14 protein-coding genes are annotated in these 16,710 nt (G+C 70.6%); 5 read left to right on the top strand and 9 right to left on the bottom strand.

Translation table 11 applies throughout. The features are described from left to right. Window positions 1-151 precede the first annotated feature (151 nt). Window positions 152-2,455 carry a transglycosylase domain-containing protein gene (locus OG456_RS13465; RefSeq protein ID WP_266560621.1) on the top strand — a complete coding sequence of 768 codons (2,304 nt, stop codon included), beginning with the start codon at window positions 152-154 and terminating at the stop codon, window positions 2,453-2,455. A gap of 83 nt (window positions 2,456-2,538) precedes the next feature. On the opposite strand, the gene OG456_RS13460 is transcribed toward OG456_RS13465, so the two are convergent. From OG456_RS13460 to OG456_RS13445, 4 genes are all read right to left on the bottom strand, one after another. Then, window positions 2,539-4,704, bottom strand: coding sequence for a SpoIIE family protein phosphatase (locus OG456_RS13460; protein WP_266560619.1), 2,166 nt, complete (start codon window positions 4,702-4,704; stop codon window positions 2,539-2,541). A gap of 49 nt (window positions 4,705-4,753) precedes the next feature. Continuing rightward, a complete protein-coding gene (locus tag OG456_RS13455; protein ID WP_266560617.1) occupies window positions 4,754-5,494 on the bottom strand; it encodes a class I SAM-dependent methyltransferase in 741 nt (246 codons plus the stop codon). Between the two features lie 93 nt (window positions 5,495-5,587). Next, window positions 5,588-6,280 carry a DUF402 domain-containing protein gene (locus tag OG456_RS13450; RefSeq protein WP_266560615.1) on the bottom strand — a complete coding sequence of 231 codons (693 nt, stop codon included), beginning with the start codon at window positions 6,278-6,280 and terminating at the stop codon, window positions 5,588-5,590. 73 nt (window positions 6,281-6,353) lie between these two features. Next, window positions 6,354-7,775: a class II fumarate hydratase gene (locus tag OG456_RS13445; protein WP_323136325.1), complete on the bottom strand. Its 1,422-nt coding sequence runs from the start codon at window positions 7,773-7,775 to the stop codon at window positions 6,354-6,356. A gap of 122 nt (window positions 7,776-7,897) precedes the next feature. Between OG456_RS13445 and OG456_RS13440 the strand changes: the two genes are divergently transcribed. Then, a complete protein-coding gene (locus OG456_RS13440; RefSeq protein ID WP_266569201.1) occupies window positions 7,898-9,412 on the top strand; it encodes a ricin-type beta-trefoil lectin domain protein in 1,515 nt (504 codons plus the stop codon). A gap of 73 nt (window positions 9,413-9,485) precedes the next feature. Here OG456_RS13440 and OG456_RS13435 read toward each other — a convergent pair whose 3' ends face one another. Next, window positions 9,486-11,156, bottom strand: coding sequence for a fumarate hydratase (locus OG456_RS13435; RefSeq protein ID WP_266560613.1), 1,671 nt, complete (start codon window positions 11,154-11,156; stop codon window positions 9,486-9,488). Window positions 11,157-11,310: 154 nt separating this feature from the next. Between OG456_RS13435 and OG456_RS13430 the strand changes: the two genes are divergently transcribed. Both OG456_RS13430 and OG456_RS13425 read left to right on the top strand, forming a co-directional pair. Next, on the top strand, window positions 11,311-11,979 hold the full coding sequence (locus tag OG456_RS13430; RefSeq protein WP_266560611.1) for a DUF1707 domain-containing protein: 669 nt from the start codon (window positions 11,311-11,313) through the stop codon (window positions 11,977-11,979). Window positions 11,980-12,131: 152 nt separating this feature from the next. Next, on the top strand, window positions 12,132-12,509 hold the full coding sequence (locus tag OG456_RS13425; RefSeq protein ID WP_266560609.1) for a WhiB family transcriptional regulator: 378 nt from the start codon (window positions 12,132-12,134) through the stop codon (window positions 12,507-12,509). 99 nt (window positions 12,510-12,608) lie between these two features. Here OG456_RS13425 and glpX read toward each other — a convergent pair whose 3' ends face one another. Further along, entirely contained in the window at window positions 12,609-13,643 is a 1,035-nt protein-coding gene (glpX, locus tag OG456_RS13420) for a class II fructose-bisphosphatase (protein ID WP_266560607.1), read from the bottom strand. 149 nt (window positions 13,644-13,792) lie between these two features. Between glpX and OG456_RS13415 the strand changes: the two genes are divergently transcribed. Continuing rightward, window positions 13,793-14,314, top strand: a complete 522-nt coding sequence (locus tag OG456_RS13415) for a DUF4245 domain-containing protein (protein ID WP_266560605.1) — start codon at window positions 13,793-13,795, stop codon at window positions 14,312-14,314. A gap of 109 nt (window positions 14,315-14,423) precedes the next feature. Here the strand turns inward: OG456_RS13415 and OG456_RS13410 are convergent, their stop codons facing one another. The 3 genes from OG456_RS13410 to xseA all read right to left on the bottom strand — a co-directional run bounded on the left by OG456_RS13410 (window position 14,424) and on the right by xseA (window position 16,687). Continuing rightward, window positions 14,424-15,014, bottom strand: a complete 591-nt coding sequence (locus tag OG456_RS13410) for a malonic semialdehyde reductase (RefSeq protein ID WP_266560603.1) — start codon at window positions 15,012-15,014, stop codon at window positions 14,424-14,426. 192 nt (window positions 15,015-15,206) lie between these two features. Then, window positions 15,207-15,443, bottom strand: coding sequence for an exodeoxyribonuclease VII small subunit (locus OG456_RS13405; protein WP_266560601.1), 237 nt, complete (start codon window positions 15,441-15,443; stop codon window positions 15,207-15,209). Beyond that, window positions 15,440-16,687, bottom strand: coding sequence for an exodeoxyribonuclease VII large subunit (xseA, locus tag OG456_RS13400; protein ID WP_266560599.1), 1,248 nt, complete (start codon window positions 16,685-16,687; stop codon window positions 15,440-15,442). Before xseA ends, OG456_RS13405 begins: the two co-directional genes overlap by 4 nt. Window positions 16,688-16,710 lie beyond the last annotated feature (23 nt).

Below are 16,710 nucleotides of genomic sequence, written 5' to 3'. Positions count from 1 at the left end.
TGCTGATTGTCACGTCCGGAAATGCCCGGATCGGCATCCTTTTGCCCTTAGGTGCGGTGTTAGCTTCATGAGCTGATTCAGCACCGATGAGTGTGAAGTGCGCACTGTGCGCGCGGACGTGTCAGCGACGAGAAGCGGAGTACCGGGAGCCATGGGTCGAGCGGACGAGAGACGAGCACGGCAGCGCGGCGGCGCGCGCCGGGCGGAGCGCGGGGGCTCGTCCACCCGGCGGACGGGTATACGCCGCTTTTTCACCTGGAAGAAGATCCTCGGCACGTTCCTCGGCCTGTGCCTGCTCGGCATGGGCGCGTTCATCGTGCTGTACCTGGTGATCGACGTCCCCGAGGGCAACGCCCTCGCGAAGAAGCAGAGCAACGTCTACAAGTACAGCAACGGCTCGGTCATGGCCCGCACCGGCGATGTGAACCGCGAGATCGTCGACCTCTCCGAGGTGCCCACGGGCGTGCAGCACACCTTCGTCGCCGCCGAGAACAAGTCGTTCTACGAAGACAAGGGCGTCGACCTGCGCGGCACCGCCCGCGGCGTGCTCAACACCGTCACGGGCAAGGGCAAGCAGGGTGGCTCGACCATCACGCAGCAGTACGTGAAGAACTACTACCTGACGCAGGACCAGACGGTCAGCCGCAAGCTGAAGGAAATCGTCATCTCGCTGAAGGTGGACCGGCAGAAGTCCAAGGAGTACATCCTCGCCGGGTACATCAACACCAGCTACTACGGCCGCGGCGCCTCGGGCATCCAGGCCGCCGCCCAGGCGTACTACGGCGTCGACGCGAGCCAGCTGAAGGTGGCGCAGGGCGCGTACCTCGCCGCGCTGCTCCAGGCCCCCAGCCAGTACGACTGGGCCGTCGCCTCCGACACCGGCAGGAAGCTGGTGAAGCAGCGCTGGAACTACGTGCTCGACAACATGGTCGAGAAGCACTGGCTCTCCGCGAGCGAGCGGGCCGGCATGAAGTTCCCCGTGCCGCAGAAGCCGAAGGCCGCGCCCGGCCTCGAAGGCCAGACCGGCTATCTCGTGAAGGCCGCCGACGCCTCGCTGGAGCAGCAGCTCGTCGCCCAGGGCTCCTCGGAGAAGGACGCCGAGAAAATGGTCAGCGACGGCGGCTGGACCATGACGCTCAACATCGACAAGAAGAAGCAGGCCCAGCTGGAGAAGGCCGTCAAGGCCAAGCTCACCGGCAAGCTGAACCCCAAGTCCCGCAAGACCGACGCCAATGCGCAGGCCGGCGCCGTCTCCGTCGACCCCAAGACGGGCCGCGTCCTCGCGATGTACGGCGGCGAGGGGCTCACCAAGCACTGGACGAACAATGCGATGCGGCGCGACTACCAGCCCGCCTCCACGTTCAAGCCGATCATTCTGGCCTCGGCCCTGGAGAACCAGGCGCAGACGCAGACCGGCAAGCCGATCACCGCGAACACGATCTACGACGGCACGAGCAGGCGCCCCGTCGTCGACGGCGGCAGCAAGGTCGGCTTCGCCCCGCCGAACGAGGACGACGTCGACTACGGCCCCTCCACCGTCCAGAAGGCCATGAACAAGTCCATCAACTCCGTCTTCGCGCAGATGGGCGTCGACGTCGGGATGGACGAGGTCATGAAGACGGCCGGCGAGCTCGGCATGGACGTCAAGGACCAGCAGGCCGTACCCGCGCAGACCCTGGGCTCCATGGGCGCCAGCCCGATGGAGATGGCGGGCGTCTACGCGACCCTCGACAACCACGGCAAGAAGGTCACCCCGGCGATCCTCAAGAGCGCCGAGCACAAGGACCACACGGTCGAGCTCCCCGACCCGATCGGCACCCAGGTCATCAGCCGCGGCGCCGCCGACTCGGTCACCTCGGTGCTCACCGGCGTGGTCGACGACGGTACGGGCTTCGCCGTGCGCAACTCCCGCCAGGACGTCGCGGGCAAGACCGGTACGTCCGACGAGGACAAGTCGGCCTGGTTCACGGGCTACACGCCGAAGCTGGTCACCTCGGTCGGCCTGTTCGGCGAGCAGGCCACGGACATCAAGAAGTCCGACGGCACGGTGGTCAAGGCCGGTACGCACGTCACGCTGAAGGGCGCCGGAGGCGGCGGCCGCGTCAACGGCGGCGGCTTCCCGGCCGAGATCTGGGCGGCGTACACGTTCGACGCGATGGGCTCGCCGAGCGAGTTCGACCTCGACACGGACATGGGCGCGGCCATCGAGGTGCCGTCCACCCCGCAGGACACCCCGAGCGCCCCGGAGTCCACCCCCGAGGACACGCCGAGCGCCCCGGAGTCCACCCCTGAGGACACCCCGAGCGCCCCGGAGTCGACCCCGGAGACCACGCCGCCGACCGACGACCCGTCAGGCGGCGTCACGCCCCCGACCGATCCGTCGTCGCCGACCTTCGGAGTCCCGGAGAAACCGGCCGACTCGGGCAGCAACAAGCCACGCGGCCTGACCGGCTGACAGTGACGCACGCGAGTGGGCCCGGAACCGTACGGTTCCGGGCCCACTCGTATATGTGCAGGTTCAGGCAGGTATGCGCAGGTTCAGGCAGACGATCCCGTGCCGTTGCCATGAGGCAGCTCGAACCACACGACCTTGCCGGTGCTCAGCCGCGTCGCACCCCAGCGCCGCGCCAGCCTGTTGACCAGGTACAGGCCGCGCCCGCCCTCGTCGGTGGCGCGGGCCTGGCGCAGCCGCGGCAGCTGCGGCACGTCGTCGCCGACCTCGCAGCGCAGCACATCGGTCCGCAGCAGGCGCAGCGTGACGGGCCGGGACGCGTACCGCACGGCGTTCGTCACGACCTCGCTGACAAGGAGCTCCACCGAGTCCGTCAGCTCCTCCAGGCCCCACCGGGCGAGCGCGCTGCGCGCCAGCCGGCGGGCCCGGCCCGGCGCCGCGTCCTCGGGCTCCAGGAGCCAGTACGCGACGTCGCTCGGCGCGATCCCGTCGAACCGGGCCGCGAGCAGCGCGATGTCGTCGTCCCGGTCGCCCGGACCGAGCATGTCGAGGACCTCGTCGCACAGCGCCTCGAGCGGCGGCGGATGGTCGGGGCCCGTCAGCTGGGCCGTCGCGGCGAGCCGCTCCCGCAGCTGCTCTATCCCGGTCCACACGTCCCGCAGCCGCGACTCGACCAGACCGTCCGTGTAGAGGAGGAGCGTCGCGCCCGCCGGGGCGTCCAGCTCGACCGCCTCGAAGTCGACGCCGCCGACACCGATCGGGGCACCCGGCGGGACCCGCAGCACCTCGGCGCGGCCGCCCAGATGCAGCAGTACGGGCGGCGGGTGGCCCGCGTTGGCGATGGTGATGCGGTGCGAGACCGGGTCGTAGACCGCGTACAGGCAGGTCGCCATGCGGTCGCTGCCGAGGCGCTGGGCCTGCTCGTCCAGATGGTGCAGGACCTCCTGCGGCGGCAGGTCGAGACCGGCGAGGGTCTGCGCAGTCGTGCGCAGCTGGCCCATGATCGCGGCGGACGTCATGGAGTGGCCCATGACGTCGCCCACGACCAAGGCGACACGGCTGCCGGGCAGCGGGATCGCGTCGTACCAGTCGCCGCCCACGCGCGCGGTCTCCGCGGCCGGCAGATACCGGGACGCGAGGCGCACGCCCGTCGGCCGCGGCAGCGTCTCGGGCAGCATCGTGCGCTGGAGCTCGTCGGCGATGTACGCCTCGCGGCCGTACAGGACGGCCTTGTCGATGCCGAGCGCGCTGTGCGTGGCGAGCTGCCCCGCGACCAGCAGGTCGTCGTTCTCGAACGCGTGGCGCTCGGGGCGGCGCAGGAAGACGACCGCGCCGATCACCCGGCGGCGCCCGCGCAGCGGCGCGAGGATCGCCCGCTGCCCGGTGGGCAGGGCGAGGTCCGGGTCGTCGCCGAGCAGCTCCGGCAGCGCGGCCAGGGCGGCGGGCGAGTCCGCGAACACGGGCCGCACGCCCCTCAGTACCTCGGCCAGCGCGCCCCCGGTCCGTACCTCGCACAGCTCGGCGGTGACGGGGTCGCCCTGGGCGGTGCCGGCCGCCATCGTCAGGAGTCCGCCGCCGTCGGTGTCCGGGTCCTCGGCGCCCTCCTCGATGAGGCGCAGCCGGTCCGTCCTGCGCAGCCGCAGCACGACGGGCCCGGTGGGCCGCTCGTCGCCGACCGGCAGCGGGTCCCGCAGATACACCAGGATCACGTCGGAGAACGTGGGCACGGAGGCGCGGCACAGGCCCATGACGATCTCGTCGAGATCTATCCCGCGGGCGATCCGCCGGGTCGCGGCGCCCACGAAGCGCAGCCGGTCCCCGTCCCGCCGCATCGGGACGGGTGTCCCCGGCGGCCGCGGCTGTCCGCTCCGCCGGTCGGGCACGGGCCTCGGCCGGTGGGGATCGTCCGGTCCGGCGTCCGACAGGGCGTGCTCGGGCGCGCTCCCACCGGCGCCTGAAGCGGAACCGGGCTTGCGCCGCCCGGGCACCCCACCGCCACCGCTCTCACGGCGCGGTGGCTCGGGTACGGGTGCCGCGCCGGAGTGCTCGGGCGCGGCACCGCGCGGTGCGGAGGCACCTGACGCGGGCGCGCGGCGCGCGGGATCGGCGTCGTCGGCGGACGCGGTCGCTCCGGGGCGCCCCTGCGCGGGGAACGCGTCGGAGGCGCGCCTCAGGGCCCCGCGGGGGTCCGCGGGGGCGGCGGGGCGGGCGGCCGGCCGGCGGCCCTCGTGGGAGGTGGGGTGCTCCGTCACGCGTTTCGAATCCGTCCGTCCTGGGCTGCGCGCCTAACGACGTGCCGCTTCACTTTCCGGCGCGCCGGCAGTTGAAGAACAGCTGGTGTTCGGGTGGTACATCGGTGCTTGCCGGAGCGTACGCGTACGTGTGCTCGCCGGTGATCTCCAGTCCCGCGTCGCGTACGACCTGGCGCAGCTCGTCCCGCAGAAAACCCGATACCCGGATTGTGTGCCCCAGGAACGGAATCTCGGCGTCGTCCAGATCGGCCTCGACCATCGACAGGGCGAGCAGCCCGCCGGGCCGGAGCATCGAACACAGCAGCCGCAGCGCCGCGGGGATCTCGGCGCGCGGCAGCATCAGCAGCGTGAAGAAGCAGGTGACGGCGTCGAACTCGCCCAACTCGCCCTGTTCTTGGCCTGATTCGGGTCGCAGTGACGCGAGGTCCAGCTGATGGAACTCGGCCTCGGGGACGTTCTTACGGGCGAGCTCCAGCATGCCGGCCGACAGGTCCACGCCGACCACCGAGTGTCCTGCGTCCGCCAGTTGACGGCTCGTCGGAACTCCCGTGCCGCAGCCCACCTCGAGTATGCGCGAGCCGGGTGCGAGGCCCGCGAGCAGCGCGTCCACCGCGGCCAACTGGCCTTCCTTGTGCGGAAAGGCGTCGTCGTAGCGGGCGCCGATCGCGTCGAAGGCCTCGGCCTGGCCCGTACGGTCCGGCGCCGGGGTCCGGCGACCGCTCCCGTACGTCTCGTAACCCTCGCTGCCGTGACTCACGGTCCCGCCGCCCCTCGATGACCTCGTTGACATCGTGTCAGACCTGCTGCAAGCGCGAAGAGTTGTACCTGTGTGCACTTGCGGAGGACGATCCTACGTTTGAACCACGGGGGCGCATCAAGGGTCTCATGAGGACACATGCGCGGGCGTACGGTCCCAGTCACCCGGAAGGGCGGGAACCGGCCACGACGGATCGGGCCGCCAGTGCTGCCAGCCGTCGGGGAACGGGTGCCCCCAGTCCTCGATCACCTCGACCGCGGCGCGCCCCGCTCTCCGTACGGATTCGGCCTGCGCCGCGCTCATCAGGCCCGCGATCTGCGCCTGCGCGAACTCGTCCTCGTCGTGCCAGCGCCAGGTGCGGTCCGCGTAGACCGACAGGTCGAGGAAGTGGTCCTCGGAGTCCACGCCGCCGGCCCAGCGCACCTGCGGCTGCTCCAGGTTCACGTACCAGTTCCTGAATTGCCAGCCCGGATCCCAGAACAGCCACACCGACCAGGGCTCGCCGGGGCGCGCCAGCTTCAGGACACCGGTGCCGAACCACCGGTCGCGCAGCACGGTGCGCGGCCTCGTGTACCGGGTGGCCAGCGGCTCCTCGTGCACCGGTGTGCCGTCGGCCAGGACCGGCTTCACGCACTCGGTGCCGGGTGCCAGCCACACGGCGAGCAGCTCGGCGCTGTCCTCGACCACGGTGACGGGGCGGCAGATGTGGAAGCCGTCCCCGCCGTTCGTCCGGTAACGCCACAGAATCCGGCTGCCGGGCGCCCAGCGCCCAACGCCGCGGTCGGTCCCACCCGCCAGAATGCTCGTCCGGTCCGTCATGGACAGATATTAGGTGCCCCCGGCACGTGACGCTGCGGTGCACGCCACGAATTCGGTCAGTCGCCGAACGCTGTTACGGGCGCGTCATCCGCAGGACATCCAACGCCTCGTCGAGCTGCTCGACCGTGAGATCGCCGCGCTCCACGTAGCCGCCTTCCAGGACGACCTCGCGGATCGTCCTGCGCTCGGCCAGCGACTTCTTGGCCACCTTCGCCGCGTCCTCGTAGCCGATGTACTTGTTCAGCGGGGTCACCACGGACGGTGACGACTCGGCGTACTCGCGGGCGCGCTCGCGGTTCGCGGTGATGCCGTCGACGGTCCGGTCGGCGAGCAGACGCGCGACGTTGGCGAGAAGCCTGATCGACTCCAGGACGTTCCTGGCGATGACCGGCAGCATGACGTTGAGCTCGAAGTTCCCCGCGGCGCCCGCGGCGGCGACCGCCGCGTCGTTCCCCGTGACCTGGGCGGCGACCATGAGCACCGCCTCGGGAATGACCGGATTCACCTTGCCCGGCATGATCGACGAGCCCGGCTGGAGGTCCGGCAGGCCGATCTCGGCCAGTCCGGTCCGGGGACCCGACGCCATCCAGCGCAGATCGTTGGCGATCTTCGTCAGGCCGACGGCGATGGTCCGCAGCTGCCCGCTGGTCTCCACGATGCCGTCACGCGCGCCCTGCGCCTCGAAGTGGTTGCGCGCCTCGGTCAGCGGCAGGCCCGTGGTCCGCGCGACCTCCGCGATGACGGCGGCCGAGAAGCCGGGCGGCGTGTTGATCCCCGTGCCCACCGCCGTTCCCCCGAGCGGCAGTTCGGCCAGGCGCGGCAGCGAGGCCCGAAGACGTTCGATGCCGTAAGCGACCTGCGCCGCGTACCCGCCGAACTCCTGCCCGAGCGTCACCGGCGTCGCGTCCATGAGGTGCGTACGCCCCGACTTCACGACGTCGGCGAACTCCTCCGCCTTGCGTTCCAGGGCCGCCCGCAGATGGGAGAGCGCCGGGATCAGGTCATGGGTGACGGCGGCGGTGGCCGCGATGTGGATCGACGAGGGGAAGACGTCGTTCGACGACTGGGACGCGTTCACATGGTCGTTCGGGTGGACGTCGCGGCCGAGGCGCTCCGTCGCGAGGGTCGCGAGCACCTCGTTGGTGTTCATGTTGGACGACGTGCCCGAGCCGGTCTGGAAGACGTCCACGGGGAACTGGTCGTCCCAGCGTCCGTCGGCGACCTCGCCGGCCGACTCCGCGATGGCCTGCGCGATGTCCTTGTCCACGACCCCGAGCTCGGCGTTCACATGGGCCGCCGCCGCCTTGATGCGGGCGAGCGCCTCGATGTGGGCGCGCTCCAGGCGCTGACCGGAGATGGGGAAGTTCTCCACGGCCCGCTGGGTCTGGGCCCGCCATTTGGCGTCCGCGGGGACCCGTACCTCGCCCATGGAGTCGTGCTCGATCCGGTACCGGCCGCTGTCGTCGCCGCCGTCGTCATCCATCGCCGTCGTCATCGTCGTCCCTCCGTATCCCTCGTAAAACGTGAGCACTTGTCGTGTTCTGGCTATTCCCAAGTCTCTTACCCGCCAGTAAATACCTCGGGTAACACCCAAACCGGGGAGGCGTCATGAACGTCCTGCACCGCACCAGACCCAGCATCAGATGCGCCGTCGCCGTTGTCGCGGCGACGGCCGCCGCACTCGTCGGCCTGACCGCGCCGACCGCGTCCGCGGTACCCGCCGCCGCGGCCACCACCCCACTCCCGCCCGACCTCGAGAAGATCCGCGCCGCCGAGGCCACCAAGCTCTACGGGGACCCGGCCGAACGGCCCCTGGCCGACCGCAGGACCGCCCTCATCTCGCTCGGGGACAGTGAGATCTCGGGTGAGGGCGTCGGCACCTACGAGGCCGGCACGAACGGCCCGGACAACTGGTGCCACCGTTCGCCCGACTCCGCCATCCACCGCACCGGGATCCCGGCCGACGAGACGTACAACGTCTCCTGCTCGGGCGCGTACACCGGAAACATCCGCATCGGCGGCAGCAAGCAGTACGCCGACGAGCTGGTGCAGAGCGACGCTCTCGCCGTCAAGGCGCGCAACACGAAGATCAAGATGATCGTGCTCGTCGCGGGCGCCAACGACGATCTCCAGTTCGGTCCCGTCATGACCGACTGCGTGACCCGCTACCTCACGCTCCAGGGCGCGTGCGAGCCCAAGTACGCGCCGGGCTGGCAGGCCAGGGTCGACGGGCTCGTGCCCAAGGTCGAGTCGACCGTCGCCGACCTGAAGACCGTGATGCGCGGCGCGGGCTACGCCGACAGCGACTACAAGCTCGTCCTCATGGGTTACCCCAGCCCCATCGGCCCCGACATCCACGACAACCCCAACTTTCCCGGCAAGCTGCCCGGCGGCTGCCTCGGCTACGACTCCGACGCCGCCTGGGGCCGCAACGCCGCCGTGCCCGCCTTCGAGCGCGGCATGCGCGAGGCCGCCGAGGAGTCCGGCGCCTTCTACCTCGACAACTCCCGGCTCTTCCAGGGCCACGAGGTGTGCATGGAGGACGCCTGGGCCCGCGGCCTCTACGTGGACGTCTCCAACCCGTTCCCGCCCGACTCCAACTCCGTGCGCCAGTCCTTCCACCCGAACGCGCGCGGCCACGGCGCCTTCGCCTCCTGCCTCACCCAGCTCTACAACTCCGGCTACCGGGAAGCAGGTTGCGCCGATTCGGCGAGCACCGGCACCCCCAAGCTCTACCAGGGCGGCTGGGACGACGCGTACCGGCCACTGAAGAACGCGGGCACCGGCACGTGCGCCGACGCCAAGGGGGGAAGCAGCGCGAACAACACGGCCGTCATCGGGTGGGACTGCTCGGGGGCCCGTAACCAGGGCTGGTGGTACGACACCGCCGGCCGGTCCCTGCACTCCGAACTCACCCAGGACCGCTGCGTGGACGTCCCCGGCAGCGCCTACAAGGCGGGCACGGCCCTCGTCCTGTGGAACTGCCACGGCGGCACCAACCAGCAGTTCGTCCGCCAGGGCGACACCCTGCGCCCGTCCGCCTCGACGGGCCTGTGCCTGACCCTCGCCTCGGCGAAGGACAACGTGCGGCTCCAGAACTGCGACGGCTCGGCGGGCCAGCGGTTCGCATGATCTTTTGGTGGACAGCACAAAGGCCGCCCGTCGCCGTGACGGCGACGGGCGGCCCTGCCGGCGCGCTCAGGTGTTACGCGAGGCCGGGGCCGCGCACCGGGATGCTGGTGAACGTGGGCGCCGGGGCCGGGTCCTTGAAGAAGTCGTTGCCCTTGTCGTCCACGACGACGAACGCCGGGAAGTCCTCGACCTCGATCTTCCAGACCGCCTCCATGCCGAGCTCCTCGTACTCGACGACCTCGACCTTCTTGATGCAGTCCTGCGCGAGACGGGCGGCCGGGCCGCCGATCGAGCCGAGGTAGAAGCCGCCGTGCGCGTTGCACGCGTCGGTGACCTGCTGCGAGCGGTTTCCCTTGGCCAGCATGACCTTCGAGCCGCCCGCCGCCTGGAACTGCTCGACGTAGGAGTCCATGCGGCCGGCCGTCGTCGGACCGAAGGAACCGGACGCGTAACCCTCCGGGGTCTTCGCCGGGCCCGCGTAGTACACCGGGTGGTCCTTCAGGTACTGCGGCATCTCCTCGCCCGCGTCCAGGCGCTCCTTGATCTTGGCGTGCGCGATGTCGCGGGCCACGACCAGGGGGCCGGTCAGGGAGAGGCGGGTCTTGACCGGGTACTTCGTCAGCGCGGCGAGGATGTCGTCCATGGGCTGGTTCAGGTCGATCTTGACGACATCGCCCGACTCGTCGAGATGCTCGTCCGTGGTCTCCGGCAGGAAGCGCGCCGGGTCCGTCTCCAGCTGCTCCAGGAAGACGCCCTCGGCGGTGATCTTCGCGACGGCCTGGCGGTCGGCCGAGCAGGACACGGCGATCGCGACCGGGCAGGACGCGCCGTGCCGCGGCAGACGCACCACGCGCACGTCGTGGCAGAAGTACTTGCCGCCGAACTGCGCGCCGATGCCGATCTTCTGCGTCAGCTCGAAGACCTTCTCCTCCAGCTCCTTGTCACGGAAGCCGTGGCCGAGCTCGGAGCCCTCGGCGGGGATCTCGTCCAGGTAGTGCGCGGAGGCGTACTTCGCGGTCTTCAGCGCGTACTCGGCGGACGTGCCGCCGACGACGATCGCCAGGTGGTACGGCGGGCAGGCCGCCGTACCGAGCGAACGGATCTTCTCCTCCAGGAACTTCATCATCGAGCCCTCGTTGAGGACCGCCTTCGTCTCCTGGTAGAGGAAGGACTTGTTGGCCGAGCCGCCGCCCTTGGCCATGATCAGGAACTTGTAGGCACCGCCGTCGGTCGCGTACAGCTCGATCTGCGCCGGCAGGTTCGAGCCGGTGTTCTTCTCGTCCCACATGTTCAGCGGGGCCATCTGCGAGTAGCGCAGGTTCAGGTTCTTGTACGCGTCGTAGATGCCGCGCGAGAGGGCCGCCTCGTCGCCGCCCTCCGTGAGCACGTTCTGGCCGCGCTTGCCCATGACGATCGCGGTGCCGGTGTCCTGGCACATCGGAAGCACGCCGGCCGCCGCGATGTTCGCGTTCTTCAGCAGGTCGAGCGCGACGAACTTGTCGTTGCCCGACGCCTCCGGGTCGTCGATGATGCGGCGCAGCTGGGCGAGGTGGGCCGGGCGCAGGTAGTGCTGGATGTCGTGGATCGCCTCTTCGGCGAGCTTGCGCAGCGCCTCCGGCTCGACCTTCAGGAACGTACGGCCGTCCGGCCCCTCGGCGGTCGAGACACCCTCCGTGGTCACCAGGCGATAGGGGGTGGTGTCCTCGCCCTGGGGGAGCAGATCGGTGTACGCGAACTCAGGCATCTCGCCCATTCCTCTTTCGGCCGTTAGCAGCTGGCATCCATTGGCAGCGCCAACCAGCGTAGGACCTGACAGTACGGGCGAACCTGTGAGGTAAGGCTCAGTTCCCGCCGTCGCCCCCTAGTCGCGATCTATCGCGTTTGGGTACGCTGACCCGGTGGACCTTGACAAGCGCCCCGAGCAGCCCGCGCCGCAGACCGATCTGCGCGCCTCCGACGCCGACCGCGACCGCACCGCGGACATCCTGCGCGAGGCCCTCGCGGAGGGCCGGCTCACCGCGGAGGAGCACGCCGAGCGGATCGACGGGGTGTACCGCGCCAAGACCCACGCCGAGCTCGAGCCGCTCGTCAGGGACCTGCCCGGCGCCCACACCCAGCGCCGGCCCGCGGCGTCCTCGCCGGCCCCGAACCGCCCCACCATGGGCGCGGTCCCGGCGGTCGCCGACGAGAACCTGGTCGCCGTCTTCAGCACCTCGACCCGCAAGGGCCGCTGGCGCGTGGGCCGCAGGACCCACGCGTACGCAGTCTTCGGCAACATCGAGATCGACCTCAGCGAGGCGATCTTCGAGTACCAGCAGGTCGTGATCAAGGCGGTCTCCGTCTTCGGGAACGTGGAGGTCCGCGTCCCGGAGAACATCTCGCTGCGCGGCAGCGGCGGCGGCGTCCTCGGCAACTTCGAGGTGGACACCCTCGACTCGGCCGACCCGGACGCGCCCGTGGTCTACGTCGACGGCATCGCGGTCCTCGGCAACATCGAGGCCAAGCCCAAGCGAGGCAAGCGCCTGCGCGATCTGCACGACCGCATGCGCAAACACCTCGACGGCTGACCCGCCTCCGGGGCGGCGGACGCACGGCACAGCCGCGGCGGCCCGGGGCCGGGGAACTCCCGTCCTTCGGAACTCAGTGCATAGGCGCGCACACAGCGGGTAGAGGTTGCTGCATCGTCGCTCGCTCGCGAAGCCGTCGTCAGGAGTAGACCGTGCTGCATCCGCCGCATCAGTCCCTGCAGGTCGCCGCCGTCCCCCCGCAGCGGGGGCCAGTGCGAGATCGGGACCAGGACGACCCGTGGCACACGGAGGCCGTGTGCAGGCGCGACGAAGCCGGCCTTTTCTTCGCCCCTTCCAAGGAGCCGACCGCGGCCCGCCTGTCCCGCGAGGAGGCGGCCAAGCGCGTCTGCGCCCGCTGCCCCGTGATGGTCGAATGCCGCGAGCACGCGCTCCTTCAGCCCGAGCCCTACGGGGTGTGGGGCGGCCTCACCGCCGCCGAGCGCCGTGTGGTCCTCGCCCGCAGGCGCCGGCGCGAGGTCGAGCTCCAGAAGGCGACGAGCTCGGTCGACCAGATTCGCGCGGCAGGCTGACGACCTCCCGATACGCGTTCGGGGCGCCCCTCCGCACAAAGGGGCGCCCCGAACGCGTAAGGGGAAAGAACCTGCCTGGCGCGACCTGCCCGGCGCGACCTACTTGGCGCGGTCGAAGTCGATCGCGCTGTACGCGCGCAGCTTCGACAGCCGGTGCTGCGAGTCGATCTGACGGATTGTGCCCGACTTGGAGCGCATCACCAGCGAGGACGTCGTGGCACTCTCGGCGCGGTAGCGGACGCCGCGCAGCAGCTCGCCGTCCGTGATGCCGGTGGCGACGAAGAACACGTTCTCGCCGGAGACCAGGTCGTTCGTCGACAGGACCCGGTCCAGGTCGTGGCCCGCGTCGATCGCCCGCTGGCGCTCCGCGTCGTCCTTGGGCCACAGCTTGCCCTGGATGACACCGCCCAGGCACTTGATGGCGCACGCCGAGATGATGCCCTCGGGGGTGCCGCCGATGCCCAGGAGCAGGTCGACGCCGCTGTCCTCGCGCACCGCGAGCACGGAGCCCGCGACATCGCCGTCGGAGATCAGCTTGATCCGGGCGCCGGCCTCGCGGACCTCCTTGATGATGCCCTCGTGGCGCGGCCGGTCCAGGATGACGACCGTGACGTCCTCGGGAGCCGCCCGCTTGGCCTTGGCGATACGGCGGATGTTCACCGCGACCGGGGCGTTGATGTCCACGTAGTCGGCGGCCTCGGGGCCCGCGACCAGCTTGTCCATGTAGAAGACGGCGGACGGGTCGAACATGGTGCCGCGGTCGGCGGCGGCCAGGACCGCGATGGCGTTCGGCATGCCCTTGGCGCAGAGCGTCGTGCCGTCGATCGGGTCCACGGCGATGTCGACCTCGGCGCTCGTGCCGTCGCCGACGCGCTCCCCGTTGTAGAGCATCGGGGCTTCGTCCTTCTCGCCCTCACCGATGACGACGACGCCGTTCATCGAGACGGTGGAGACGAGGGTGCGCATGGCGCGCACGGCGGCGCCGTCCGCCCCGTTCTTGTCGCCGCGGCCGACCCAGCGGCCGGCGGCCATGGCCGCGGCCTCGGTGACGCGGACGAGTTCCAGGGCGAGGTTCCGGTCGGGAGCCTCCGCGGGGACTTCGAGTTCGGACGGCAACTGGTGATGCTCGGTCATCGAGACGCACCTTTCTGATACGACGACGGCCGGATGAGGGTGATGGCCCCGACTCTATCGTCAGGCCGACAAAATGAGCAGAGGGCCCCACGTATGAGCAGACCGGGCCCACGTGCGGTGATCGCTCACGTACCTGCGACGATGGGGGCGTGGCAGGTACCAAAGGCAAGAAGACCGTGGGCAGTCTGGTCCTCTCGATGGGCGCGACCGTCATCGCGGCGGCAGGCATCTACGTGTTCGTCCCGCACGACAACTCCGGCACCCCGCCGGTGAAGCGTGTGGACTACCGCGTGGAGCTGCTGACGGCGCGACGCGCAGCTCCGTACCCGGTGGCGGCGCCCGAGGGGCTCGCGAAGTCCTGGAAGGCGACGTCGGTGCGGTTCCAGGGCTCGGACTTCGACGCCTGGCACCTCGGCTTCCACGACGCCGACGGGCAGTACGTGGGCGTCGAGCAGTCCACCGAGAAGGCGTCGGCCTTCATCGACCGGACGAGCCAGGGCGCCACGGAGACCAGCGCGACGCAGCGCATCGGCGGCGAGACCTGGCGGCGCTACAAGGGCGGCCAGTACGACGCCCTGGTGCTCAAGGCCGACAAGTCGACAACCGTCGTGACCGGTACGGCGTCGTTCGCGCAGCTGACGAAGATGGCCGAGGCACTGCGGACGAAGTAGGTGCTTCCGGGATTTCCGCGCAGGGGATCTCGGGGATTTCGGCGCATGGGAAAGGCCCCCCGGCTGTTGCCGGGGGGCCTTTCCTTTCCCGTGACGTGTGCGGGAGTACTCAGATCGTGGTGATGACCTGGTCGTGCTCCAGGCGCGGGGAGCGCGGGAACCAGGCGTCCTCGCCCGGCTTGCCGATGTTGATGACCATCAGCGGGGTGTGGTCGTCGTCCAGGAACTCCTTCTGGACGCCGGCGAAGTCGAGACCGGTCATCGGGCCCGCGGCCAGGCCGGCGGCGCGGACGCCGATGATGAAGTACGCGGCCTGGAGGGCGGCGTTCAGGGCGGCGGCGCCCTCACGGGCGGGGCGCTCCGCGAAGAAGACGTCCTTGGCCTGCGGGAAGTGCGGGAACAGCGCCGGGAGCTCCTCGTGGAACTCGTTGTCCGCGGAGAGGATCGCGACCAGCGGGGCGGACGCCGTCTTCGGACGGTTGCCCTCGGCCATGTGCTGCACGAGGCGCTCGCGGGCCTCGGGGGAGCGGACCAGCGTGATGCGCAGCGGCGACTGGTTGAACGCCGTCGGGCCGAACTTGACCAGGTCGTAGATCGCCTGGACCTGCTCGTCGGTCACCGGCTCGTCGGTGAAGGTGTTCGCGGTGCGGGCCTCGCGGAACAGCAGGTCCTGGGCGGCGGGGTCAAGAACGAGAGACATGGATCAACCTTCTCGATACGTACGTGCTGGGGGTGCGGCCGGTCCGTCGCGACGCTGCGAACGGATCGGCCGATGCACACGACAGTACGTCAGCACCGTTTAACATTCAACCAAAACTGGAAGCTCGTGACCCGCTTCACAAACCCCTGACGCCGCGTCTCGTCCCGCTCACCGCCCGCGGGTGCCCGCCGCTCACCCCTCCTCGTCCGCGCCCCCGTCCGGACCGGCCTCCGCCAGCGCCGCATCCAGGCGCGCCCGCGCCCCGTCCAGCCAGCGCCGGCACACCTTCGCCAGCTCCTCGCCCCGCTCCCACAGCGCGAGCGACTCCTCGAGCGACGTGCCGCCCGCCTCGAGCCGCCGGACGACCTCGATCAGCTCGTCCCGCGCCTGCTCGTAGCCGAGCCCGGCCTCGTCGGTCTTCGTGGTCATGCGTTCTCCTGGTTCCCGGTCTCGACCCGTACGTTCGCGTGCTCGACCCGTACGGTGAATTCGCCCTCGGCGACGCGCGCCCGCAGCACCTCGTCCGCCGCCACGTCGTCCGCGGCGCGCACGACGTCCCCGTCGGACTTCTGCAGCACCGCGTAACCTCGCTTGAGGGTCGCGGCGGGGGACAGGGCCACCACGCGCGCGTGGGTGTGCGACAGCTCCGACTCGGCGCGGTCGAGAAGGTGGCCGAGCGTGCGCCGGCCGCGCTCGGCCAGCGACGTCACCTGCTCCTCACGCACCTCGATCATGCGGTGCGGGTCCTCCATGACGGGCCGGGCGAGGGCATGTCTGAGCCCGCGCTCCTCGCGGTCCACGAACGACTCGACGCTGCGCCGCGCCCGGTCCCGCAGCCCCTGCACCCGCTCGTACTCCTCGCCGACGTCCGGCACGACCTTCTTCGCCGCGTCGGTCGGAGTGGAGGCGCGCAGGTCCGCCACGTGGTCGAGGAGCGGGTTGTCCGGCTCGTGGCCGATCGCCGAGACGACCGGCGTACGGCAGGCGGCGACGGCCCGCACCAGCTGCTCGTCCGAGAACGGCAGGAGGTCCTCGACGCTGCCGCCGCCGCGCGCCACGATGATCACGTCGACGTCGTCGAGCGCGTCCAGCTCCTTGACCGCCTGCACGACCTGCGGCACGGCGTGCACGCCCTGGACCGGCACATTGCGCACCTCGAAGCGGACGGCCGGCCAGCGGTGCCGCGCGTTTTCCAGGACGTCCCGCTCGGCGGCCGACGCGCGCCCGCACACGAGCCCGATGAGCTGCGGCAGGAACGGCAGCGCCTGCTTGCGCTCGGGCGCGAAGAGCCCCTCGCCGGCCAGGGTCTTCTTCAACTGCTCCAGCCTGGCGAGCAGTTCACCGACGCCCACCGGTCTGATCTCGGAGGCCCGCAGCGACAGCTGGCCGCGCGGCGCGTACCACTCCGGCTTCGCCTGGACGACGACGCGCGCGCCCTCGCTGACGACGTCCGCGACCGCGTCGAACACCTGCCGGTAGCAGGTGACGCCGACCGAGATGTCGTGCGACGGATCGCGCAGCGTCAGGAACACGACGCCGGCTCCGGGGCGCCGGGACAGCTGGGTGATCTGCCCCTCGACCCACACGGCACCGAGCCGGTCGATCCACCGCCCGATGAGCCGCGACACCTCCCCGACGGGCAGCGGGGCGTCCGCGGACGTATTCACAGCCATGCCGGTGAGCGTAGCCGCACCCA

Source organism: Streptomyces sp. NBC_01446 (genome assembly GCF_026340095.1).
GTDB lineage: Bacteria > Actinomycetota > Actinomycetes > Streptomycetales > Streptomycetaceae > Streptomyces > Streptomyces aureus.
The sequence above is the reverse complement of the archived record's forward strand: the minus strand, read 5'-3'. Positions and strand labels throughout refer to the sequence as shown.

Excerpts from the sequence above, each read along its gene's own strand:
- OG456_RS13445 (WP_323136325.1), bottom strand. The coding sequence starts at position 7,775 with ATGACGACGGCGATGGATGACGACGGCGGCGACGACAGCGGCCGGTAC.
- OG456_RS13465 (WP_266560621.1), top strand. The coding sequence starts at position 152 with ATGGGTCGAGCGGACGAGAGACGAGCACGGCAGCGCGGCGGCGCGCGC.
- OG456_RS13405 (WP_266560601.1), bottom strand. The coding sequence starts at position 15,443 with ATGACCACGAAGACCGACGAGGCCGGGCTCGGCTACGAGCAGGCGCGG.
- OG456_RS13455 (WP_266560617.1), bottom strand. The coding sequence starts at position 5,494 with ATGTCAACGAGGTCATCGAGGGGCGGCGGGACCGTGAGTCACGGCAGC.
- xseA (WP_266560599.1), bottom strand. The coding sequence starts at position 16,687 with ATGGCTGTGAATACGTCCGCGGACGCCCCGCTGCCCGTCGGGGAGGTG.
- glpX (WP_266560607.1), bottom strand. The coding sequence starts at position 13,643 with ATGACCGAGCATCACCAGTTGCCGTCCGAACTCGAAGTCCCCGCGGAG.
- OG456_RS13435 (WP_266560613.1), bottom strand. The coding sequence starts at position 11,156 with ATGCCTGAGTTCGCGTACACCGATCTGCTCCCCCAGGGCGAGGACACC.
- OG456_RS13410 (WP_266560603.1), bottom strand. The coding sequence starts at position 15,014 with ATGTCTCTCGTTCTTGACCCCGCCGCCCAGGACCTGCTGTTCCGCGAG.
- OG456_RS13450 (WP_266560615.1), bottom strand. The coding sequence starts at position 6,280 with ATGACGGACCGGACGAGCATTCTGGCGGGTGGGACCGACCGCGGCGTT.